Annotated in this window: 21 protein-coding genes; 7 read left to right on the plus strand and 14 right to left on the minus strand. The window is 49.8% G+C overall.

The window, feature by feature from the left end; all coding sequences use genetic code 11:
• Nucleotides 1-15 precede the first annotated feature (15 nt).
• Nucleotides 16-918 carry a LysR family transcriptional regulator gene (locus MUG06_RS12455; RefSeq protein WP_215847880.1) on the plus strand — a complete coding sequence of 301 codons (903 nt, stop codon included), beginning with the start codon at nt 16-18 and terminating at the stop codon, nt 916-918.
• Nucleotides 919-1,057: 139 nt separating this feature from the next.
• Here the strand turns inward: MUG06_RS12455 and MUG06_RS12460 are convergent, their stop codons facing one another.
• The 4 genes from MUG06_RS12460 to soxR form a co-directional block, all read right to left on the minus strand.
• The gene (locus MUG06_RS12460; RefSeq protein ID WP_243078782.1) at nt 1,058-2,707 is read right to left on the minus strand and encodes a Na+/H+ antiporter; all 1,650 of its coding nucleotides are present in this window, start codon (nt 2,705-2,707) and stop codon (nt 1,058-1,060) included.
• A gap of 150 nt (nt 2,708-2,857) precedes the next feature.
• A complete protein-coding gene (locus tag MUG06_RS12465) occupies nt 2,858-4,207 on the minus strand; it encodes an NCS2 family permease (protein WP_243078783.1) in 1,350 nt (449 codons plus the stop codon).
• A gap of 350 nt (nt 4,208-4,557) precedes the next feature.
• Entirely contained in the window at nt 4,558-5,223 is a 666-nt protein-coding gene (locus MUG06_RS12470; protein ID WP_243078784.1) for a glutathione S-transferase, read from the minus strand.
• Between the two features lie 40 nt (nt 5,224-5,263).
• Entirely contained in the window at nt 5,264-5,749 is a 486-nt protein-coding gene (soxR, locus tag MUG06_RS12475; RefSeq protein ID WP_215847882.1) for a redox-sensitive transcriptional activator SoxR, read from the minus strand.
• A gap of 100 nt (nt 5,750-5,849) precedes the next feature.
• On the opposite strand from soxR, the gene soxS reads away from it, so the two are divergent.
• Nucleotides 5,850-6,275, plus strand: coding sequence for a superoxide response transcriptional regulator SoxS (gene soxS, locus MUG06_RS12480; protein WP_215847883.1), 426 nt, complete (start codon nt 5,850-5,852; stop codon nt 6,273-6,275).
• A gap of 281 nt (nt 6,276-6,556) precedes the next feature.
• Nucleotides 6,557-6,838, plus strand: coding sequence for a YjcB family protein (locus MUG06_RS12485; protein ID WP_215847884.1), 282 nt, complete (start codon nt 6,557-6,559; stop codon nt 6,836-6,838).
• Nucleotides 6,839-6,892: 54 nt separating this feature from the next.
• On the opposite strand, the gene MUG06_RS12490 is transcribed toward MUG06_RS12485, so the two are convergent.
• Together MUG06_RS12490 and MUG06_RS12495 are read right to left on the minus strand one after the other, a co-directional pair.
• Nucleotides 6,893-7,843, minus strand: a complete 951-nt coding sequence (locus MUG06_RS12490) for an ATP-grasp fold amidoligase family protein (protein WP_215847885.1) — start codon at nt 7,841-7,843, stop codon at nt 6,893-6,895.
• 8 nt (nt 7,844-7,851) lie between these two features.
• Complete coding sequence (locus tag MUG06_RS12495) at nt 7,852-9,108, minus strand: polysaccharide biosynthesis C-terminal domain-containing protein (protein ID WP_243078785.1); 1,257 nt, start codon at nt 9,106-9,108, stop codon at nt 7,852-7,854.
• Nucleotides 9,109-9,635: 527 nt separating this feature from the next.
• Here MUG06_RS12495 and MUG06_RS12500 point away from each other — a divergent pair.
• On the plus strand, nt 9,636-10,031 hold the full coding sequence (locus MUG06_RS12500) for a transposase (RefSeq protein WP_215847887.1): 396 nt from the start codon (nt 9,636-9,638) through the stop codon (nt 10,029-10,031).
• 933 nt (nt 10,032-10,964) lie between these two features.
• Here MUG06_RS12500 and MUG06_RS12505 read toward each other — a convergent pair.
• Nucleotides 10,965-11,924 carry a DMT family transporter gene (locus MUG06_RS12505; RefSeq protein WP_243078786.1) on the minus strand — a complete coding sequence of 320 codons (960 nt, stop codon included), beginning with the start codon at nt 11,922-11,924 and terminating at the stop codon, nt 10,965-10,967.
• Between the two features lie 78 nt (nt 11,925-12,002).
• The gene (locus tag MUG06_RS12510) at nt 12,003-12,830 is read right to left on the minus strand and encodes an AraC family transcriptional regulator (RefSeq protein ID WP_243078787.1); all 828 of its coding nucleotides are present in this window, start codon (nt 12,828-12,830) and stop codon (nt 12,003-12,005) included.
• A 128-nt stretch (nt 12,831-12,958) separates the two neighbouring features.
• On the opposite strand from MUG06_RS12510, the gene MUG06_RS12515 reads away from it, so the two are divergent.
• Nucleotides 12,959-13,480: an isochorismatase family protein gene (locus MUG06_RS12515; RefSeq protein ID WP_243078788.1), complete on the plus strand. Its 522-nt coding sequence runs from the start codon at nt 12,959-12,961 to the stop codon at nt 13,478-13,480.
• Nucleotides 13,481-13,554: 74 nt separating this feature from the next.
• Here the strand turns inward: MUG06_RS12515 and ssb1 are convergent, their stop codons facing one another.
• The gene (gene ssb1 / locus MUG06_RS12520) at nt 13,555-14,103 is read right to left on the minus strand and encodes a single-stranded DNA-binding protein SSB1 (RefSeq protein WP_243078789.1); all 549 of its coding nucleotides are present in this window, start codon (nt 14,101-14,103) and stop codon (nt 13,555-13,557) included.
• A gap of 224 nt (nt 14,104-14,327) precedes the next feature.
• On the opposite strand from ssb1, the gene uvrA reads away from it, so the two are divergent.
• Both uvrA and MUG06_RS12530 read left to right on the plus strand, forming a co-directional pair.
• Nucleotides 14,328-17,156 (plus strand): excinuclease ABC subunit UvrA, encoded by a 2,829-nt coding sequence (gene uvrA, locus MUG06_RS12525; RefSeq protein WP_215847892.1) that lies wholly within the window; start codon nt 14,328-14,330, stop codon nt 17,154-17,156.
• Between the two features lie 232 nt (nt 17,157-17,388).
• Nucleotides 17,389-18,453, plus strand: coding sequence for an NAD(P)-dependent alcohol dehydrogenase (locus tag MUG06_RS12530; protein WP_215847893.1), 1,065 nt, complete (start codon nt 17,389-17,391; stop codon nt 18,451-18,453).
• A gap of 63 nt (nt 18,454-18,516) precedes the next feature.
• On the opposite strand, the gene MUG06_RS12535 is transcribed toward MUG06_RS12530, so the two are convergent.
• The 5 genes from MUG06_RS12535 to MUG06_RS12555 all read right to left on the minus strand — a co-directional run bounded on the left by MUG06_RS12535 (nt 18,517) and on the right by MUG06_RS12555 (nt 22,137).
• Nucleotides 18,517-18,840 (minus strand): MmcQ/YjbR family DNA-binding protein, encoded by a 324-nt coding sequence (locus tag MUG06_RS12535; RefSeq protein WP_215847894.1) that lies wholly within the window; start codon nt 18,838-18,840, stop codon nt 18,517-18,519.
• A 2-nt stretch (nt 18,841-18,842) separates the two neighbouring features.
• Nucleotides 18,843-19,259, minus strand: a complete 417-nt coding sequence (locus MUG06_RS12540) for a secondary thiamine-phosphate synthase enzyme YjbQ (protein ID WP_215847895.1) — start codon at nt 19,257-19,259, stop codon at nt 18,843-18,845.
• Between the two features lie 290 nt (nt 19,260-19,549).
• The gene (locus MUG06_RS12545) at nt 19,550-20,743 is read right to left on the minus strand and encodes an amino acid aminotransferase (protein ID WP_215847896.1); all 1,194 of its coding nucleotides are present in this window, start codon (nt 20,741-20,743) and stop codon (nt 19,550-19,552) included.
• 60 nt (nt 20,744-20,803) lie between these two features.
• Complete coding sequence (locus MUG06_RS12550; protein WP_215847897.1) at nt 20,804-21,418, minus strand: YitT family protein; 615 nt, start codon at nt 21,416-21,418, stop codon at nt 20,804-20,806.
• A gap of 239 nt (nt 21,419-21,657) precedes the next feature.
• Entirely contained in the window at nt 21,658-22,137 is a 480-nt protein-coding gene (locus MUG06_RS12555; protein WP_215847898.1) for an Lrp/AsnC family transcriptional regulator, read from the minus strand.
• Nucleotides 22,138-22,152 lie beyond the last annotated feature (15 nt).

Below are 22,152 nucleotides of genomic sequence, written 5' to 3' on the forward strand. Positions count from 1 at the left end.
AAAAAGGAATAGCTCATGGATGTCCGCGCGTTGCGTTACTTTACCGAAGTGGTTCGCCAGCAAAGTTTTACGCGCGCCGCGCAGAAACTGTATGTGACGCAGCCAACTATCAGCAAAATGTTGCGTCAACTTGAGGAAGAGCTGGGCTGTACGTTGATATTACGCGATGGTCGCCGCTTGCATCTCACCGACAGTGGGCAGGCGGTTTATCAGCGTGGCCTGGCGATTTTGCAGGAGTTTCATCAGCTAGAGGCGGAAATCGGCGACATTAATCAGTTGAAAACCGGCGAGCTACGATTGGGCATTCCTCCCATGGTGGGTATGCAGATAGCCGGTTCAATTTCCGCTTTTCGCCGTCGTTATCCTGGCGTAGCACTAAAAATTTCTGAGTTTGGTGGCTTAACCGTTCAGCAGGCCGTGCTGGCGGGCAGTTTAGATATCGCGCTTACCGCGCTACCCGTGGAGGCAGATTTACCTCTTAATACGCTGCCGCTGATGCATCATCCCCTTTGCGTGCTCCTGCCGCGCCGCGCCGAGTGGCTCAATCGCAGCCATATTGGTTTGTCCGAATTGGCAGAACATCCTTTACTGATTTTTAATGAAGAGTTTTCGCTTAATCGCCAGTTAATGCAGGCGTTTCAACGTCTCGGCATTACGCCAACGATCGCAGTGAGAAGCGGGCAATGGGATTTTCTGGCTGCAATGGTACAGGCCGAAATGGGAGTAGCAATTTTGCCGGAGCCGATCTGCCAAAGGCTGGATAAACAGTCGCTGCTGTGGCTACCACTGGAATCAGAACTGAAGTGGAGTTTAGGGCTGATTTGGCGTGAGGGCAGCTATTTGTCTCGCAGTGCGCAAGCATGGATTGATTGCTGTCATGAACATTGGCCCGATGACGCTCCACGTCTTTCAGTGTGACCCGCCATCATTCACGCTACTGTTGCGTTGGCTTCACTTTTTTCCCCGGTCACTTACCTGAGTAAGCTTCCGAGGATAAACACGCTTGCCGCCTTCCTGCAGCATGAATGATGCGGGTTATTTCATTCTCGTAAAAAACTTATTCTTCTTTCTCAATCAGTAACGCTTCCAGCAAATCGAGATCGTGCAGCAGTTTCTGCATGGTTTCGTTGGAAATCTGTTGAGTAGCACGCAAATGATAGACCTCGGCGCGTTCAGCACGCAGCGCTGTCAGACGGAATCGACGCTCCAGATTCTCGGCGAACAGCGCGTGATCGATATCATTTTTACCTTCTGCACGACGACGCAAGTTGCCAATCACGCGCAAGCTGACCTCTTTCAGCAGTTCAGGATCGATGTTCTCGGTGGTCTCATTTTCCAAACGAGACTCCATCTTCTGTAGGCTCTCAATGGCCACGCTGGCCATGACCGCGCGGGCATTTTGCAACTCACGGCGATGACTGGATTTATCGATACCATCATAGCCACGCAGCAGAATAGGCAGAATGACCACGCCAATCAGCAGCGAGAACAGAATCACACCGGTGGCGATAAACACCAGTTCATAACGGGCTGGGAACGGGTCGCCATTGCTGAGAAACAGCGGAATAGATAACACACCCGCCAGCGTAATGGCTCCACGTACACCCGCGAATGAAGCAATCAGCAGCTCTTTAAACGAGTAGTTGGAGAACTCCAGCGGCTTTTTCTTCAACAGGCGCTTACTGAAGCGCTGCATGATCCATAACCAGCCGAAGCGCACCACCATCAACGAGACATAGACCAACCCGATATCTGCAAACAGCATCCACAGCTCGACATTAGGATCGGCGTTAGCCTGGTCGATGGAGGTTTGCAGAATGTCGGGCAACTGCAGGCCAAGCATCAGGAATACCATGCCGTTAAAGACGAATTCCAGCATCTGCCAGACGCTGTTAGCACGTAAGCGCATCGCCAAAGGAGCCTGACGGATGATGCCAGAGCGCGTAATGGTCATACCCGCAGCAACCGCAGCCAGGATACCAGACACACCCAAATGTTCAGCAATCAGGTAAGAGGCGAACGGCAGCAGCAGCAGCAGAACCGTCTGTGTAGCCGGATCATCACCACTCCAGCGGCTCAGCAGGCGCAGCGATTTTCCGTAAAGCCAGCAGATTGCAACACCGGCAACCAAACCGCCTACCGCAACCTTGAGGAACTCAACGCTGGCGCCGCCCCAGGTAAAGACCATTGTGCCCATGGCGACGGCAACAGCAAACTTGAGCGACACCAGGCCGGATGCGTCGTTCATCAACGCTTCGCCCTGCACAATCGACATGATTTTTTTCGGGATACGCCCTTCACCGACAATGCCTGAAAGTGCGACGGCATCGGTTGGTGACAGCACCGCCGCCAACGCGAAGGCGGGAATCAGTGGAATGCCGGGCACCAGCCAATAAATCAGGTAGCCAATTCCCACCACGGTAATCAGAACCAGCACCAACGCTAATCCAATAATTTCTCGACCGTGATGCAGGAACTCGCTAATCGGTGTTTTCCATCCATCAGCAAACAGCAGCGGCGGAATGAACAGCACTAAAAACAGTTCTGGATCGAAGTCAACATGCAGGCCAAACGTTGGCCAGGCAAGCAGCGCACCGGCCGCGATCTGCACTAATGGCAGCGGTATTTGAAAAGGGAGAATGCGAGCAGCAACGCCAGAAAGCGAGACCACCAGCGTCATAATGAGAATAGTAAAAAAGATTTCCATGCTTTCCTTAAGCGCCTTAAAGTCTCTCAAGCAATGTCGTAAGCGCTAAAGTGTAAAACAAACCCAAGGTTGCTGGGATTACTACACGTGCGACAAGGGGTAAAAAAAGAGAATAATCCTGGACGCGCCTCTGCGCGCCCACTTCTACAGTCAGATCGCCCAGCCACCAGCGTAAAAAGCCACCAAGGCTACCGCAATCACCACGGTTCCTGTATTCAATTTACGCCATTCGCCAGCAAAAATGCGTCCAACTACCAGCGCAGCAAAACCGAGCATGATGCCGGTGACGATGTTGCAGGTCAGCACAATAATGACCGCCGTCAGCAGGCCAGACATCGCATCGACAAAATCAGTAAAGTCGATTTTGGCGACGTTACTCAGCATCAGCAGGCCAACGTACATCAGCGCAGGCGCTGTGGCATACGCCGGGACTAAGTATGCCAGCGGCGACATAAACAAAATCACCATGAACAGCAAACCTACCACAATTGCCGTCAGACCGGTTTTACCGCCTGCAGCCGTGCCCGCCGCAGACTCAATATAAACCGCCGCTGGCGATGCGCCGACTAAGCCAGCAAACAGACTGCTGACCGAGTCGGTGGTTAAAGCGCGACCGCCGTTGATGATCTGCCCGTCTTTATCGAGCAGATTCGCCTGGCCAGCCACTGCGCGGATGGTGCCGGTGGCATCAAATACCGCTGTCATCACCAACGCTAACACGCTAGGTAACACGACTGGCTGCAAGGCGCCCATGATATCGAGGCTAAACACCAGCGATTGACCGTTGGCATCAGCCAGGCTCGGCAGCGCAAACAAACCTTGATAACTTACCGCGGGATCGAAAATGAGCCCTAATACCGAAATGGCAATAATGGTCAGCAAAATGCCGCCCGGCACCTTACGCTTTTCAAGACCAATAATCGCACCCAATCCCAACAGTGACATCATGACCGGGAAAGAGTTGAAATGACCCAGCGCTACCGGCAAACCCGGAGCCGGGTTTTTTACCACTAAACCTACGCCATCCGCCGCGATCAGCAGCAAAAACAGCCCGATGCCGACGCCTGTGCCGTGCGCAACGCCCATCGGGAGATTGCGCAAAATCCATGAACGGATACCGGTCACGGAAATCAGCGTAAACAATACGCCCATCAGGAATACCGCACCGAGCGCGACCGGCACGCTGATCTGCTGCCCCAACACCAGACTAAAGGCGGTAAAGGCGGTTAACGAAATGGCGCAGCCAATCGCCATCGGCAGGTTAGCCCACAAGCCCATAATGATGGAGCCAAAGCTGGCAACCAGACAGGTCGCGACGAACACAGCGGTTGGCGAGAAGCCCGCTTTGCCCAGCATACCTGGCACGACAATCACCGAATAAACCATGGCTAAAAACGTGGTTAGCCCCGCCAGAATTTCCTGGCGAACGCTGCTGCCACGAGCAGAAATTGAGAACCAGGCGTCCAGTTTTCCACTGGCCGGTCGTGATTCGTTTGACATAATTGAGCCTCAAAGAGTTTTTGTTGTGTAGATCGCTCTGCGACCGCCGCCCTGAAATCCCTGGGTAAGTTGTTTGCGCCAAACGGCGTCAAACAGAAGGCAAACGTTTACCTTGCCGCAGATAAGTGACCCTTCAAAGATGGGCAAATAAAAAGGCAAACGATTATCCGGCGTTTGCTGGCACATTTTCAACTGCTTGATGGTCATTAATCAGGATAAAGATTTCACTGGATCGCGTATGACGTAGACTTGCTCTGTTGCGTAACACGCGTTTCGCTTTGAAGTTGCAGGATTTTATGAAGAGGAGAAGAGGTTGCGCAACGGCAAGCATTACGCAACAAAAAAGGGATTCAGCCTTGCAGGTTAATGTCGCCGCCCTGCTGAATGGCGCGTTGCCAGGCGGCGCGCTGTTTCACCGTTTCCAGCCACTTTTGCGTCGCGGGCATCTGCTGCAAACCGGCACGCTGATTCAGTGCCAAAAGCGGGAAACTCATTTGAATATCCGCGATGCTGAAACGCTTGCCCGCAAACCACGGATGCGCGACAAGATGGTTTTCAATCATTTGCATGTGCAGCTTCAGCTGTTTATCAAGAAAGGCTTTTTGTACGCCTTTACCAAACATGCCGCCAATCGGCCGCAATAGCCAAGGCACCGGCGCTTGCCCGAGTCGAGCAAAAATCAATTTCATTACCAGCAATGGCATTAATGAACCTTCGGCATAGTGCAGCCAGTAACGAGATTGCAGCGCCTCTTCCTCATCAGTAAGTTTCAGTCGATATTCGGCATCATATTTATTTTCGAGATATTCGAGGATGGCACCCGATTCGGCAACCACGCGGTTTTCGTCAGTAATGATTGGCGATTTACCCAAAGGGTGAATTTTTTTCAGCGCCTCAGGTGCCAGCATGGTGGATTCGCGCTGATAGCGTTTGATCTGATAAGGCACTTCCAGCTCTTCGAGCAGCCATAACACGCGATGCGAGCGCGAATGCTCAAGATGGTGAACGGTGATCATCGTGATTCCCTGTTAGGTGATTATCAGCCAAGTATAGACATCACTCCCGCCCTGACAGTTTGTCATCCTGCTCGGGATCAAGCAGTACCGCACCTGAACCTTGCTCTCCCAACCGATCGCCTGGATTGCGTAGTGGGCAGTCACGCATCGAAAGACAACCGCAGCCGATGCAGCCATCCAGATCGTTGCGTAAGCGGGTCAATGTTTCGATACGTTTATCCAGTTCCTCACGCCAGTGCTGCGTCAGTGCATCCCATTCGTGGGTCGACATACGTTTATTAGCAGGGATATGTTCGAGACTGTCGCTCACCGTCGCCAGAGGAATACCAATGCGCTGGGCAATCTTGATTATCGCCACACGTCGCAGCACGTCTCGGCTATAACGGCGCTGGTTGCCGCCGTTGCGTGTGCTGAAGATAAGCCCTTTGTTTTCATAAAAATGCAGCGCAGAAACAGCAACGCCGCTGCGTCGTGCGACTTCGCCCGGCGTCAAAACCGGTTTTGGGTAGTTGCGATCTTTTTTCATTTGGACCTTTACCTCAAGTTAACTTGAGGAATTATACTCGCTTCCCATCAGAACAACGAATTCCTATACCGCATTGAATTATCACCAGAAGGATGAGGCTATGATGCAAGAAGAGATCATTCACTCCCTGACACACTGGATTGACCAAAATCTGGACAAGAGTTTGTCTATTGATGAAGTCGCAGCAAAATCAGGTTATTCGAAATGGCATCTGCAGCGTATGTTCCGTACCGTGACGAAACAAACGCTGGGTGGATATATTCGTGAACGTCGCCTGACCTTAGCGGCTGAAGCGTTGAGCCTGACGCAACGTCCCGTATTTGATATTGCGATGCAATATGGCTACGACTCGCAGCAAACTTTTTCACGCGTATTCCGTCGCCAATTTTCACAAACGCCAACCGCTTATCGCCACACCATGCGTCGTCAGGCCATTCAGCGCCCTCGCCTGCTGAGCTTTGATTGCAGCGAAAGCATGGCCAGCTTTACCCAACGAACCACGGGCGAATGCTGTCCCGTTAGCTAAATTTGATTTCGCCTTCAGTGCGCCCCAAGCGGGCGCGCCTTCTTAATTGTTTTTCCTCACCTTTTCTTCCCCGCCACTTTCTGCTCAAACTTCAATCAAATTTTTTGTACCATACCAGTTGCAAATTTTGTTCAAAATATAAAATCGAGTGATATAATGTGAGCCAAGTCACATTATGACCTTGGGTTGACGACGGAAAAGCACGACCTGACACGCTTTTTCGCCGCCGGTGATGTCCGCAGATTGTCAGGAATAATCACTGATCTATTGAGGTTGAGTCGATGGCTACGTTAACCACCAGTCTTATCGTTATGCGTTGGGAATTACTTAGCGCCGTTATGATGTTTTTTGCCAGCACCTTGAAAACCAAACTTCGTCAGGATAGCCATCACGTTATGGCATTCATGTGTGGTGGCATCGGTTTGGGCATGACCTGCTGGTTTGTCACCGGTTTAATGGGCATTACACTCACTATGGAGAGTGTGCACAATTTCATGTCCATCTCTAAGGATGTGTTTATCCAGGTGATGAGCCAAGCGCCTGCTGAATGGCCAATGCCTTAAAATTTTCCAATAAAAAACCCCGCTACGCGGGGTTTTTTATATTGCTGTGTATTCTTAAATTTTCTTCAACATGGCAGGGATATTAACATCCTGCACTGTGACGCCCGGTCTCTGCGTTCCGCGACGATCTTGAATCCACATGTCTCCCATCATTTGATTGAGTCCACGATCTAACCCTGTCACCAAACCTGCGCCTGGTGTAAACGTCAATTCACCAAAATAAATACGCTCTTCATGGATATACCAGTCAACACGCACATAGTCGAAATCACTGGCCAGCTTTTTGCTCATATCGAGCGCATGTTGCAGTGACGGCATGATGTTAGTGACATCCAGCCCGGTATCACGGATCTTGTGAAACGCCTCATTAAGGTTATTCACATAGAAATTCATGGATAACAGCGGCTGACATCGGTTGTAGATGACTTGCAGCACATATTCAAACTTGCCATCACGCTTGTTGAACATATGAAACTTGTAATCAATCGGCGCACTTTTTCCATCACCGATGTATTGCTCCACCAAAATACGGGGCTTGATGTAGCGATAATGGATTTCACGCGCTTCATTAGCAAAATCCGTTTTCAGCCAGCGATAGCAATCATGGATGATTTGCTGCTTACGCAACGCGTCCGGTTCTTCCAACAGAATTTCTACCATGTTAGACGCGTGGTTCGGTTTAATCACCGTTCCTTTCCAACAAGGCAAACTATTCAGCGTGGTCGGATCGGTGGTTTCGTGTACCAACGGGATCAGGTATTCGTTGCCAATCTTCTCGGCAATGAATTCGCGCACGCTAAACTTATCTGACAAGCGACCATAATTTTGGTAATCGCCGTAGATAAATTTGCGGTACAGCACCTTTTCGTTAAACACTTTAGGCTGACGAAGATTGGGCAGTTTTCTGAACTTATGGAAGTAGTAGATGCGATCCTGATAGGACCAAGGCATCTTCTTGATGAAATACTGCACACTTCTTCTGAGTTCTTCTTTCAACTTGAGCATATCGGACCTCATTTGTAGGTTTTGTAGTTGAGTGAGGAAACTTGAATCTTTTGAATGACGCCGTTTTTGAAGAAGTAATTCATTACGGTAAGGGACAACAGTTCTGAAAGGAAAACGCTCCACGCGGCCCCCATGACGCCGTAGTCCTGGATTAGCCACCAGGAAAGCGGCACACTGATGACCATCAAACAAATGATTTTCCTCAGCAAATAGTTAAACCCACCTTCTTTTACCATGTAGCGATACGCTACAGTCCCCATTGCCGAAAAGCTGGTTGCAATCGACAGCAACGTAATGAGGCTTCCTGATTGTGTGTATTCTTTACCGTATAAAGCGATGATGATCTGCTCACCGAACAACGCAATGATCAGCAACATCAACAATGAAACACCCACGACATACCCGTGTAGCCGTGCAGCTAATTTTATCGCTGCATCGCCGCGCTCCCTGAAGATCTCGCTAAAGCAGGAAGTAATCAGCGCGACGGGGATAAAAATCCACGAAGCGGCAATTGTGTTGGCGGCAGCGAACAAGCCAAGATCACGTGCTGAAACAATCCCTGCCAGAAACATCTGCGCCGTTCTAACCTGCACAGAAATAAAGATGCTGGAGATGGCTAACGGCAAGCCGGCGTACATTAAGTAACGCAAATAAGCAGCGCGCTTTTCACGCGGCGGCATGAGATCCTGGTGTTCGCGATAAAAGTTGTAGCGTTTGATGAAATACGGCACCAACGTCACCGCCACAATAGAAAGCGTGAGCCACAGTGGATTCAGACGCTGCCAGGCAATGATGAAACTGATAGTAAAACTCAGCAGCATGCCAATGGCGTTAGCGATGGTATTTAACCGTGAGGCAAGCCGCGCATTGTTATAAACGCTGAACGTGTCTTGAGTGACAAAAACCGATGCCACGAATGAGGCCAGTGCAAATGCCAGGAAATTTTCCTGCATGTTGTACCAGACCCAAATCAGCACAGGTATTGAGGTGAGCAACAATAAAACCATTCGCATGGTGCGCGCGATCGTCATCAGGCGTAAGCCTTTTGACGCATTTTTACTCACACGTTTAAAAAGAATGGTTTCGGTGCCAAATATTGCAATGGTTTGCACCATGGCAAATAAAGAGGTTGAGAAGGCCATTTGACCAAACACCGTTGGGCCAAACGATTTAGCCACGTAAGAAGTCACAAATATGACGCCAAACACAGAGATGAGCTTCTCAGACATCATCCAGGCGGCATTAGACATTACGCTCAATTTCATCGACTCTTCCTTAATATTACTGACCTACAACCTCTTCGGTACAACATCCCTGTAACGAATTAATAAGCGCTCAGTGGGCCTGGCGAAAATTAAAGGCTTCAAACCAAACTGGTCCGAAAAAATGAGAATCAAAGCACGATTCAGAGAATGAATTCAGGATTATTCTTATTATATTTGGCGCGAATAACTTGAGATGGAAACGATTTCAAGCTGAAATGAGCGCAGTTTTGTAGAGTCATAACCTGCGTATTAATCAAGGCGGTTATGCTAAATATCCAATGTACGTAGAATTTTTTCGTATTTAGGATGTGAAGAATCTATATCAAAAACCCTTCTCCAGGAAGGCGTCCTAACCCGATCAGAATAAAATAAGATTTATCCCATGATGATATTTATTCTAAATATCTTAATTTAACCTTCGCAATTCAATTCGAGCACTTTAATACTGCATTAATAGAAAACTTACAGTGCCAGGATTTATTAAAGTCATTCTCATCCATTAATCGATAAGAAAGGTAAGCGCATTTATGAGAAAGTCACGATATAGCGAAGATCAAATCACAAATGCCATTAAAGCTTCTGAATCAGGTGTAAAAGTCAGGGAGATTTGTGAGGAGCTTGGCATCTCCGAAGCAACCTTTTATAGCTGGAAGAAGAAGTTTTCTGGGCTATCTTCGGAAGAAGGTAGAAAAATCAAAGAGCTGGAAGAGAAATTGCAAAATCTTTCCCGCGAACTGCAAACGCTGAATTCAGATAAGGAGATGCTCCAGAGCGTATTGAAGAACTTCTTTACGACCAATGAAAAACGTCAAGCAGTCAACTTCTTACAAGATACCTTTGACATCGGGACGCGCCGTAGCTGCCGCTTACTGGATATTAGCCGCAGTGTTTATCATTACCCGTCAGGGACTGAAAACCGTTAATTCCAATGCTACCGCTTTTCCTGGACTTAAAGCTGAGATTTGTTCTTACCAGAAGAGATGAAGATCATTTAACAGGACATTTGTAGCTACTCTTTCCGCACCATTGATTCCTAATGAATGGATTTGCGGCTAAGCTTCTTTTTTTGCGGTAAAATTGATTCGCAACAGCAAAAAGTCTCGCTTTCTACGCTACTTCCCCCTAGCCCAGTCTCATTTCGGTGAGATTGGTGCTTCTTAATTATTAGGTTAATCCTGCTAACCAACGGAACTGAATACAGACAATTCTGTTAAGCCAGTTTAAACAAGTTTAATAAAATCGATTCTTACCTCTCAATTTAGAGTGGATCTAAGCCTTTTTCTATTGAATGAATTTCAACCATCACTAGTGGATAAACCAAAAACTTTCTCCAGGAATAATCCAGGATAAATAGTTTATAGATACTTACCACTTTAATGATCAGCATAGGGTTTGTCTGTTTAAAATAGTGTTCAAAGGTACTAAATATTAATCTTTTAAAATAAGCGAAACGGTAACTGAACCCGACGTTTTTCCAATTCACTGAAGTAAAAACTGGTTTATCTCGCTGTTTTATCAGGGCCAATAGCCAATAAAAACGCAGAGGCTGGCCATAAATATGCACAAACAGGGCTAATTCACTGACTTAAATGGCTAGTTTTTCCACAACCAATGATTTAAAGAATAGCCGGAATGGACTTTAAAAGTCTGAAACCGGTTAACAGAGCGTTTTTCTTCCCTCTCAAACAGGCTTATTTTGGCTATTGAAGGTTGAACGGAGACGATAGAAACAGAGAAAGAAACGGTAATTAAGGAAGAAAGCGGATAATAGGGGCTAAAAAGCAGTACGGCAAATTCTTAAAATGCTTCAAAATCAGTGAGTCGCGCTGACCCTCAACACTGTCAGCGCGAGTACGTTAGACATCGACTTTAGACACCTGCGATTCAGGCTTAATTCGCATTGCCCAAATTACACCGGCAATCAAACAAGCAATACCGACTGTGGTTAAGAGTGGCGGCCAGCTTTGATGCCAAAGAAATGTCCACAACAAGCCAAACAGGATTTCGAAAACGATCAAGGGGCCCATGAGCACGGTTGGAAGGCGCTGGCTTGCAGCGTTCCAGCATAAGGTGCCCAACCAAGAGCACAACAGGCCAATCGTCAGCATTAATGGAACGAAAACCTCAGGGTGCGGGCCCAATGGCAGTTCAAACTCTGGGCGTTGCCAGGCAAGCTGAACACTCACCAACGCATACATGATCAACGCCAACGGCAAGGTGACTAAGCCTTGCGCGGTTGCCCAAGTCGATGGTCTCAGCTGGGGATGCGTACGCATCCAACGGGCATTGCGCAGCGGATACCATGTCCAGCATCCCACCGCCATTATTGCCAAGGCGATGCCAGTCAGATAGCGGCTTAATTCAAAATCTACGCTCTTTGTCCGCAGTTCCGCCACGTTCACACAGAGCAATCCCACTGCAATGATAATGAGTGCGGGGATCAGTCGACGCCAGGAGAGCCGTCCTTCAAGGTGCCCGTAACGCCAGTTTGCTGTCACCGCGATGACGACCGGCAACGTGCCGATAATCATGGTTGAAACGGGCGCGCCGGTGCGTTGGATCGCATTGGCGAGAAACGCATAATAAAGAAGGTTTCCTATCAGCGAGAGTTTCAGCGCTTCTCGCCAGTCGGCAGGTAGCAGTTTGCGCAGGCGCTGACGATCGTGCCATGCCAACGGAAGCGCAATCAGGCCAAAGGCGACATAGCGCCCGGCTGACTGAAGCGTGCCAGGATAATCGGGCACCAGCAGCGGACCAACAAAGATTAACCCCCACATCAACCCTGCCGCGAGGGCAAACAATACGCCAGCAAACATCTTTTTCTTCCTTTATAGAGAAACCGGCGCAGTGTGGCGAAATGGCGGAAAGATTGCTTGTAGCAGATTGCGGTGATGCTAGCGACGCATCACCTGTTTTTGATAACGACCTGGCGTAATGCCATAACGTTGAGCAAAAGCACGCGTCAGATGTGCCTGATCGGTAAGTCCCACCGTTGCCGCCACGCTGGCCGCTGATTCACCGCGCGCAAGCAATTGCTTGGCCTCATATAAACGATACGCCATCAACATTTGCTGTGGCGTGACATGAAAGTGGTCACGAAAAGCACGCAAAAAATGCCACGGCGACAGTGATGCCAGCGCGGCTAACGATTCAAGCCGTACCGGCTCTGCAAGATTTGCGCGTAAATAGTCACGGACATGATCAAAGCGGTGCTGCGCCTCTGGTTTTTGCTGAGCAGACATGCGGGCCAGCGGCCGCATCAGGCGAAATAATTCCGACAACAAGCTTTGCCGCGCCAATGCTGAATCCGCTTGCCATAGCGCAGTCAGGATTTGCGACAGCGGCTGCGCCAGGCGCAGGTCTGTAAGCATGGCCTCATTAAACCACCAGCCGCGATCGCCGGTTAATTCATCCATCAGTTGCGGCTGAATGTAGATCATCTGATAGCGCCAGCCTTCATCACAAGCTGATTCGCCAGTGTGAAGTTCGTCAGGGTTCATCATCACCAACGAGTTTTCCGGCGCCGTGTATTGTGTTCCGCGATAGCGAAAGCGCTGTGCACCCGACTCAATAGTACCGATACCGAAGGCTTCATGGGTATGCGGTTCAAATGCATAGCGAGAGATGTGTGCCTGATAAAGTTCTACGCCCGGCAGCTCAGACAACTGCTGAAACTGCGCGCAATCTTTTTCACAGGGAAAAATGGCTGGAACGCCTTCCACGACACACCTCTTGGTTACATTGAGTTTGTTTTACTAGCATGCATGTGAACGATGCTGAAATGCAAAAGTTTGCCAATGTCATCTCGCCAGGTAACACTGCTTCGCTGATGCATAAACGGAGTTTTAACATGGCACAGCGTGTTGTAATGGTAGTCGATATGCAAAACGGCGTTTTTGAAACGCCCCGCTTTGATCAGGACGGTCGCGTCGCACGCATTAACCGCCTTATTCAACAATCCGACCTAACAATTTTTATCCAACACCGCGAAGGCAGCATGAAAGAAGGCGCGGCTTCTTTTGATTTGCTGCCAGAACTGCATCAGCCTGCTCACGCACATTTCGTGACCAAAACGGCCTGCGACAGCTTTTGGCAAACGTCTCTAACCCAACGGTTAAATGAACTGTCTGTGAAAGAGTTTGTTATTTGTGGTTGCGCGACCGATTACTGCGTCGATACCACGATTAAAGTCGGTGCCAGCCTTGGCTATCGCATTACCGTGGCGGCTGATGCGCATACCACGGCCGATCGTACTTTTGTCAGCGCAGAACAACTGATTAATCAACACAACGAGGTGTGGGCAGCGCTTTCACTGCCTGGCAATGTGCCGCGTGTGCTGAGCTGTGATGCCATTTTGACAGAATGGTCATAGTTGAAAAAAGTTTATAAAAGAAAAGGCCCAGCGAGCTGGGCCTTTTCTTTTGGTTTAACGCAAGTCCGCAAAAATCAGAACGGGATGTCGTCGTCAAAATCCATTGGAGGTTCATTATTGTTGCTTGCAGGTGCGCTCTGCTGCTGCGGACGAGATTGCGCGCCGCCGCTGAACTGATTACCGCCGCCCTGTGGCTGCTGCGGTTGGCCCCAACCGTTGTTGTTGTTGCTTTGTCCGCCGCCAGCAGGTGCTGCTCCGCCAGCGCTGCCGCCTTGACGTCCACCCAACATTTGCATGGTGCCGCCTACGTTAACCACAACTTCAGTAGTGTAACGTTCCTGGCCGCCCTGATCCTGCCATTTACGCGTACGCAGTTGGCCTTCGATATAGACCTGAGAACCCTTACGCAGGTATTCACCGGCTACTTCGGCCAACTTGCCAAATAGCACGACGCGGTGCCATTCGGTGATCTCTTTATTTTCACCGGTTTGTTTGTCGCGCCAGCTTTCCGACGTGGCCAGCGTAATGTTGGCGACAGCGCCACCATTTGGCATGTAACGCACTTCCGGATCCTGACCCAGATTCCCGACAAGAATCACTTTGTTAACGCCACGACTGGCCATGTTGCTGTCTCCCGATGAGTTAATGCTAAAAGTCTAAACGATCAATTCTAACACGTCCTGAATAGTGTTCCCACTTTAGAGCGGGGTTCCAATTTTGAACACTTAGCCACCAAAAGGCAAAGACTACTGGATATTTATTCAGTCTATTTTTTGTGCCATAATAATGCGTTTATTCTGGTCGTGTCGGCATGGCACGGCGAGTGCTGCTAATCCGGGAAAGGTGAATGGATAAGATCGAAGTTCGTGGTGCTCGCACCCATAATTTGAAAAACATCAACCTGACCATTCCGCGTGACAAGCTCATTGTGGTAACCGGCCTTTCGGGTTCCGGTAAATCCTCTTTGGCTTTTGACACGCTGTATGCGGAAGGTCAACGCCGCTATGTAGAGTCGCTCTCTGCCTATGCGCGCCAGTTTCTTTCTTTAATGGAGAAGCCAGACGTCGATCATATCGAAGGTCTGTCGCCCGCTATCTCCATCGAGCAGAAATCGACTTCACACAACCCGCGCTCGACGGTCGGCACCATCACCGAAATACATGATTACCTGCGCTTGCTGTTTGCACGCGTGGGTGAACCGCGCTGCCCAGATCATGACGTCACGCTCGCGGCGCAAACTGTGAGCCAAATGGTCGATCAAGTCTTAGCGCAACCTGAAGGTCGCCGCTTGATGCTGTTGGCTCCGGTCGTGAAAGATCGTAAAGGTGAACATACCAAGACGCTGGAAAGCCTGGCGACACAGGGTTATATCCGCGCGCGTATTGACGGCGAAGTCTGCGATCTTTCCGATCCGCCTAAGCTTGAGCTTCAGAAAAAACACACCATTGAAGTGGTCATTGATCGCTTCAAAGTGCGTGAGGATCTTTCAACTCGCCTGGCAGAATCGTTTGAAACCGCGTTAGGAATGTCTGGCGGCACGGCGATTGTTGCCGACATGGACGACAACGCAGCGGAAGAACTGCTGTTCTCAGCGAACTTTGCCTGCCCGATTTGCGGTTACAGCATGAGTGAGCTGGAACCACGCTTGTTCTCTTTTAATAACCCAGCCGGTGCCTGTCCAACATGTGATGGCTTGGGCGTACAGCAATATTTTGATCCCGATCGTGTGGTGCAAAACAATGAGCTGTCGCTGGCTGGCGGTGCAATTCGTGGCTGGGATCGTCGCAACTTTTACTATTTCCAGATGCTGCGCTCACTGGCTGAGCACCTCGATTTCGACATCGAAGCGCCATTTGGCAGCCTGAAAGAGAACGTGCAGCAAGTGATTCTGTACGGCTCAGGTAAAGAGAGTATCGAATTCAAGTACATCAACGATCGCGGTGACACGTCTGTACGTCGCCATCCGTTTGAAGGTGTACTGAACAATATGGAACGTCGTTATAAAGAGACCGAATCTTCAGCGGTACGTGAAGAGTTGGCGAAGTTTATCAGCAACCGCGCCTGCGCCAGTTGCGAAGGCACGCGTCTGCGCCGTGAAGCGCGTCACGTCTATCTTGAAAACACCACATTACCTACGATCTCTGATATGAGCATCGGTCATGCGATGTCGTTTTTTGAGAACCTTAAGCTAAGCGGGCAACGCGCTCAAATTGCTGAAAAAGTGTTGAAAGAGATCGGCGATCGCCTGAGCTTCCTGGTGAATGTCGGGCTCAATTATCTCTCTATGTCGCGTTCCGCAGAGACGTTATCCGGCGGTGAAGCACAGCGTATTCGTCTGGCTAGCCAGATCGGTGCGGGCCTGGTTGGCGTTATGTATGTGTTGGATGAGCCGTCAATTGGTTTGCATCAGCGCGATAACGAACGTCTGCTCGGCACCTTGATTCATCTGCGCGATCTGGGTAATACCGTGATTGTGGTTGAGCATGATGAAGATGCTATTCGCGCCGCTGACCATGTGATCGACATCGGTCCAGGCGCAGGTGTGCATGGCGGTGAGATTGTTGCCGAAGGCACCGTTGATGAAATCATGGCAGAAGAAGCGTCATTAACCGGTCAGTTCCTGAGCGGAAAACGTGAAATTGCTGTGCCGCAAGAACGGGTGAAAGGCGATCCAACCAAAGTATTGAAAGTCACTGGCGCACGCGGTAACAACCTGAAGGATGTGACGCTAACGCTACCGGTTGGCCTGTTTACGTGTATCACCGGCGTGTCCGGTTCCGGTAAATCAACGCTGATCAACGATACGCTGTTTCCGATTGCTCAGCGCGCGCTTAACGGTGCGACCATTGCCGAACCCGCAGCGTATCGCGAGGTTCACGGGCTAGAGCATTTCGATAAAGTTATCGATATCGATCAAAGCCCAATTGGTCGTACACCGCGTTCTAACCCGGCGACTTATACCGGCATCTTTACGCCGGTACGTGAATTGTTTGCCGGCGTTCCCGAATCGCGTTCGCGCGGCTATAACCCGGGACGTTTTAGCTTCAACGTGCGGGGCGGCCGCTGTGAAGCCTGTCAGGGCGATGGCGTTATCAAGGTAGAAATGCACTTTCTGCCCGACATTTACGTGCCCTGCGACCAGTGCAAAGGTAAACGCTATAACCGCGAAACGCTGGAAGTTAAGTACAAAGGCAAAAGCATCCATGAAGTGCTGGAGATGACCATTGAAGAAGCGCGTGAGTTCTTTGATGCCGTTCCGGCGCTGGCGCGTAAGCTACAAACGCTGATGGATGTTGGCCTGTCGTACATCCGTCTTGGGCAGTCCGCAACGACGCTTTCAGGCGGTGAAGCACAGCGTGTGAAACTGGCGCGTGAGTTGTCAAAACGCGGCACCGGCCAAACGCTCTATATTCTGGATGAGCCAACCACCGGCCTGCACTTTGCCGATATTCAGCAGTTGCTGGAAGTGCTGCATCAGCTGCGTGACCAGGGCAATACCATTGTGGTGATTGAACACAATCTTGACGTGGTCAAAACCGCTGACTGGATTGTCGATCTGGGGCCAGAAGGCGGCAGCGGCGGCGGTGAAATATTGGTTGCTGGCACACCGGAGACAGTGGCGGAGTGCGAGAAATCGCATACCGCCCGCTTCCTCAAGCCATTATTGAAGAAGTAAATCTTTCAGGCCCGCCTCGTGCGGGCCTTGTTTTTAGTCCTGCACAATTGCCCCGAGAAATGCAGAATCAGGCAAGATTCAAACATGTATAGGCATATACGCTTTCGGCATCCCTGACTATCCTTAAGCGTTCCTCTTTGGCACGCCTTTCGCGTCGCCCTATTTGCAGCTGTTCTGCCCTGCTGCACTTATCTAAAAATCATCACGACACATCGACGAAACTGGAGACACCATGAATATCACGCATGCGTATGCTGCTCAGGATGCTAAATCCAAACTCGCACCGTTCGATTTCAAACCACGCGAACTCCGCGCACATGATGTGCAACTTGACGTTTTGTACTGTGGCGTTTGCCACTCAGATCTTCATCAGGCTCGTAACGAATGGCGAAACACTATTTTCCCTGTGGTGCCAGGTCATGAAATTGTGGGTCGCGTCACCGCTGTGGGTGCAGATACTCAGAAATACAAAGTGGGTGATTTGGTTGGCGTGGGTTGTATGGTTGATTCCTGCCGCAGCTGTCCAAGCTGTCAGGAAGGCCTGGAACAATATTGTGAAAACGGTTTTGTTGGCACCTATAACGGTGAAGACCGCGAAACCGGCGCGATCACTTACGGTGGCTACTCAACCTCAATGGTCGTAGATGAAGGCTTTGTGCTGCGTATTCCAGAAAACCTGGAACTGGCGGGCGTTGCGCCGCTGCTGTGCGCGGGCATCACCACCTATTCGCCGTTGCGCCACTGGAATGTTGGCCCAGGTAAAAAAGTAGGTATCGTGGGTTTGGGTGGTTTAGGCCACATGGGCGTGAAAATTGCGCACGCGATGGGCGCACATGTTGTGCTGTTCACCACTTCGCCGTCAAAAATCGAAGATGGTAAACGTCTGGGCGCTGACGAAGTCGTGGTCTCAAAAGACGCGGATCAAATGGCGCAGCACACCAACAGCTTCGACTTTATTCTCAATACCGTTGCGGCTCAGCACGATCTGAACCCTTTCATCGCTTTACTGAAGCGCGACGGCAACATGACGCTGGTTGGCGCACCGGAACACGATCACCCTGCTCCACAAGTATTTAACCTGATTTTTAAACGCCGCAGCATTGCAGGCTCACTGATTGGTGGTATCGCTGAAACGCAAGAGATGCTGGATTTCTGTGGCAAGCATGGCATTACCTCAGACATTGAACTGATTGCCATTAATCAGATTAATGAAGCCTATGAGCGCATGTTAAAGAGTGATGTGAAGTATCGTTTTGTTATCGATATCAAAACATTACGTGAAGAAACCGCTGCTTAAGCCTTACGCCGCTGAACCATCAGGTCCTCGTCTGTATTACTGGCGAGGACCGCTGTTTTACTTTTACTTTGCTGTTCCCGCCTGCTGATAAGAAGCATCAACCAGATAGTAGATCTGCGAGTCCTTCAACGAGCCATCCAGAAAGAGTGTATTCCAGTGCGACTTATTAAGATGTTCGCTGGGGAAAACATCTTTGTGTTCTTCACGCATTAAGTCTGCCAGGGCAGGTGTCGATTTCAGTGACACCGCAGGACGCCCTTCGACATCGTGAACCATGGCAAATAGCATGCCATCGCATTTAATTTGCGTTGCTTTCCAGTCGCTGTGTACGCTTTGTTCCGCGCCAGGTTTGCTCATGCAATAGGTCAATAACTCCGAAGTATTCATCCTCATTCCCCTTGTAAGGTGGCGACGATTCGCCTCGCACCGCCATGTATGCGGTGTTCTCCCAGCCAAATACCTTGCCAGGTTCCCAGTACTAGCTTTCCTCGCTGAACTGGCAACAGCAACGAAACACCTAACGTCGATGATTTAATATGCGCAGGCATGTCATCGCGACCTTCATAATCATGCTGATAAGGCGCATCTTCTGGGACGTGGCGCATGAAATGTTGTTCCATATCGCTACGCACCGTGGGATCGCAATTTTCATTTAGCGTTAACGATGCCGAGGTATGCTGCAACAGCAAATGCAGTAGTCCGGTTTTGATTTCAGCCAGCGCAGGCAGCTGATCGACAATCTCTTCAGTGACTAAATGAAACCCGCGTTGTCTGGCGTTCAGCGTTAAGGTTTGTTGATACCACATGCTTTTTCCCTAAATCGGTTACACCTTTTAAGTGTGCAGCATGTCGCGAAAAGGTAAACCCTGCAGGGAAATTAAATAAAAGGTCCGGGACGTGAGAGAACAGTCGAAGGTGCGGGCATTGTTTCGAGATGGGTACGCGGATCGCGCAAACAGCGGCCGTTGAAAACGCTAAACCTGATATTAACACGCACTCAGGTCCCCACAAGAGCCGTCTCCTTTATCGTGACGGCTAAAAAAACGGTAAAAAAAACCGCCGAACGACGCCGACGGTTTGTTTCTTTTCGTAAGATTTACATCACCGCAGCAAACGCTTCAGCCACCTGATGTACGTTTTTACTGTTCAGGCCAGCAACACACATACGGCCACTTCCTACCAGATAAATGCCAAACTCTTCACGTAAACGATCAACCTGCTCGGCGCTTAAACCGGTATAGCTAAACATGCCGCGTTGCTTCAGCAAATAATCGAAGTTTTGACCCGGCAAAGCGGTACTTAATACCTGCACCAGTGCTTTACGCATGTCCAGAATACGCAAACGCATCGCTTCCACTTCTGCTAACCAGCTGGCTTTTAAGGCAGCGTCATTCAGCACGCGCGCAACAATCTGTGCGCCGAAGTTCGGTGGGCTTGAGTAGTTACGACGCACAGTCGCTTTCAGCTGACCCAGTACGCGGCTTGATTCTTCAGCACTTTCGCAGACGATAGACAATCCGCCTACACGCTCGCCATACAGAGAGAAGATTTTAGAGAACGAGTTGCTGACTAACGCTGGCAAACCTGCCGCCGCAATTTTGCGGATAGCGTAAGCATCTTCTTCCATGCCTGCGCCGAAGCCCTGATAAGCAATATCAAGGAATGGAATCAGCTCCTGCGCCTTCAACACTTCAGTGGTTTGATCCCACTGTGCGTTGGTCAGATCAGCGCCGGTTGGGTTATGACAGCATGGATGCAGTAACACGATACTTTGCTTAGGCAGCGTTTTCAGTTTTTCAATAAAGGCTTCAAAACGTACGCCGTTAGTTTCAGCGTCGTACCATGGATAAGTATTTACCTCAAAACCTGCACCATTGAAGATAGCAACATGGTTTTCCCAGGTTGGATCGCTCACCCAGACATTGGATTGCGGAAAATAGCGCTTGAGGAAATCAGCACCGACTTTCAGTGCGCCCGATCCGCCCAGCGTTTGGATGGAGGTTACACGGCCTGCTTTTAGCATTGGGTGTTCAGCACCAAACAGCAGCGGTGCAATCGCGTTACGGTAAGGATTCAAGCCTTCCATCGGCAGGTAGAGCGAAGCCTGCTGCGGCTCGGCATGCAGCTGTTCTTCCGCTGCGGCTACGGCCTGCAACTGAGGAATAATGCCGTGCTCGTCGTAATAGAGCCCAATGCTGAGGTTAACTTTATGTTCGCGAGGATCCTGTTTAAAGGCTTCCATCAGCGACAGAATCGGGTCGCCGGCATAGGCATCAACGTTTTGAAACACGGTGCAGATCTCCATGATTGGTCTTGTTAAGCAGGGAATGTAAGCAGATCACTTGTCTCATTAAACCATGTAGCGTCCAGGACGATGGTTCATAGCGATAATCAGATTAAGAATTACCGCGCCTGCTATCGAGGCGAGCAATATTGGCATGCTGACCACGAACAGCGACGCCAGCACCACACAGGTGTCGACTGCCATTTGCAGTTTACCGGCACGGATACCAAAACGATCCTGCAGCCAGAGCGCCAGAATATTGATGCCGCCGAGGCTGGCTTTATGACGAAACAACACTATAAACCCAATCCCCATGATTACGTTACCGAACAATGTCGCATAAAACGGATCGAGGTTGGAAAAGTGAACGAACAGCGGATGAAGGTGAGTGAAGAGTGAAACTAACCCCACAGCGCAAAACGTTTTAAGCGTAAATTCCCAGCCCATGCGGCGCACAGCCAACCAGTAAAATGGCAGGTTGATCAGAAAAAATGCGCTACCAAATGACAGCGGGGAGATATAGCTGATCAGGAAAGCGATGCCGGCGGTGCTGCCGGTTAAGGCGCCCGCTTGCTTCAGCATAATGACGCCAAACGACACCATTAATGTGCCCATCACTATCGCCAGCGCATCTTCTATACGGGAATGGGGAATACGGGAAGGTTGAACAACGTTATCCATGGGTGTTTTCTCATTGCAAATGATGCGGTTCAAATGCAAAAAACGCACCATACCGACAACGTTTTTCTGCTGTCGGCAGGTGCCAGCGATTATCCCATTGATATCTAAGGCGCTTTATTGCAGGTTTTTGTGCATGAATATCAATTAAACCGTCAAATCATGCACAAATTCTTTTTCGGTGCGCGTTTTTTGCATTAATTACCAACATTCTGCACCAAAACCGCACATCACGCACTGTTTTAGCGCGCGGTATGCTCAGGAATCATCATTAATCCATTCTCTTTTAACCGGCCCAGTACTACCGATGTTTTAACGTGTGAAACGCTTTGATGTCCGGCGACTAACTGGCTGATTAGTGCCCCCAGCGAGGGCAGATCAGAGACGGCTACTTTCAACAGATAATCGGCATCGCCCGTGGTTTTATACGCATCAACAATTGCATCTTCCTGCTCCACCATACGGTGAAAGCTCTCTACATATTCTGCCGTATGGTTAATCAGGCGAACTTCTATCAATCCCACCATACCTAGACCAATCGCGTCGGGCGAAAGCCGCGCATGATAGCCAAGAATCAAATTGGCCTGTTCGAGATTAATACGGCGGCGGGAACATTGAGACGCAGAAAGACCCACCAAGTCACTCAATTCCTGATTAGTCAGTCGGCCATTAGCTTGCAATAAAGTCAGTATTTTAAGGTCGTAATCGTCTACATGCGTCATTCTGATTCCAGAGCG

The organism is Pantoea sp. MQR6, from assembly GCF_022761075.1.
In the GTDB taxonomy this organism is placed as follows: Bacteria; Pseudomonadota; Gammaproteobacteria; order Enterobacterales; family Enterobacteriaceae; genus Pantoea; species Pantoea phytostimulans.

Bases quoted from the DNA above. Each gene is read 5' to 3' on its own strand.
- MUG06_RS12455 (WP_215847880.1), top strand. From the start codon at position 16: ATGGATGTCCGCGCGTTGCGTTACTTTACCGAAGTGGTTCGCCAGCAA.
- MUG06_RS12460 (WP_243078782.1), bottom strand. From the start codon at position 2,707: ATGGAAATCTTTTTTACTATTCTCATTATGACGCTGGTGGTCTCGCTT.
- MUG06_RS12465 (WP_243078783.1), bottom strand. From the start codon at position 4,207: ATGTCAAACGAATCACGACCGGCCAGTGGAAAACTGGACGCCTGGTTC.
- MUG06_RS12470 (WP_243078784.1), bottom strand. From the start codon at position 5,223: ATGATCACCGTTCACCATCTTGAGCATTCGCGCTCGCATCGCGTGTTA.
- soxR (WP_215847882.1), bottom strand. From the start codon at position 5,749: ATGAAAAAAGATCGCAACTACCCAAAACCGGTTTTGACGCCGGGCGAA.
- soxS (WP_215847883.1), top strand. From the start codon at position 5,850: ATGATGCAAGAAGAGATCATTCACTCCCTGACACACTGGATTGACCAA.
- MUG06_RS12485 (WP_215847884.1), top strand. From the start codon at position 6,557: ATGGCTACGTTAACCACCAGTCTTATCGTTATGCGTTGGGAATTACTT.
- MUG06_RS12490 (WP_215847885.1), bottom strand. From the start codon at position 7,843: ATGCTCAAGTTGAAAGAAGAACTCAGAAGAAGTGTGCAGTATTTCATC.
- MUG06_RS12495 (WP_243078785.1), bottom strand. From the start codon at position 9,108: ATGAAATTGAGCGTAATGTCTAATGCCGCCTGGATGATGTCTGAGAAG.
- MUG06_RS12500 (WP_215847887.1), top strand. From the start codon at position 9,636: ATGAGAAAGTCACGATATAGCGAAGATCAAATCACAAATGCCATTAAA.
- MUG06_RS12505 (WP_243078786.1), bottom strand. From the start codon at position 11,924: ATGTTTGCTGGCGTATTGTTTGCCCTCGCGGCAGGGTTGATGTGGGGG.
- MUG06_RS12515 (WP_243078788.1), top strand. From the start codon at position 12,959: ATGGCACAGCGTGTTGTAATGGTAGTCGATATGCAAAACGGCGTTTTT.
- ssb1 (WP_243078789.1), bottom strand. From the start codon at position 14,103: ATGGCCAGTCGTGGCGTTAACAAAGTGATTCTTGTCGGGAATCTGGGT.
- uvrA (WP_215847892.1), top strand. From the start codon at position 14,328: ATGGATAAGATCGAAGTTCGTGGTGCTCGCACCCATAATTTGAAAAAC.
- MUG06_RS12530 (WP_215847893.1), top strand. From the start codon at position 17,389: ATGAATATCACGCATGCGTATGCTGCTCAGGATGCTAAATCCAAACTC.
- MUG06_RS12535 (WP_215847894.1), bottom strand. From the start codon at position 18,840: ATGAATACTTCGGAGTTATTGACCTATTGCATGAGCAAACCTGGCGCG.
- MUG06_RS12540 (WP_215847895.1), bottom strand. From the start codon at position 19,259: ATGTGGTATCAACAAACCTTAACGCTGAACGCCAGACAACGCGGGTTT.
- MUG06_RS12550 (WP_215847897.1), bottom strand. From the start codon at position 21,418: ATGGATAACGTTGTTCAACCTTCCCGTATTCCCCATTCCCGTATAGAA.
- MUG06_RS12555 (WP_215847898.1), bottom strand. From the start codon at position 22,137: ATGACGCATGTAGACGATTACGACCTTAAAATACTGACTTTATTGCAA.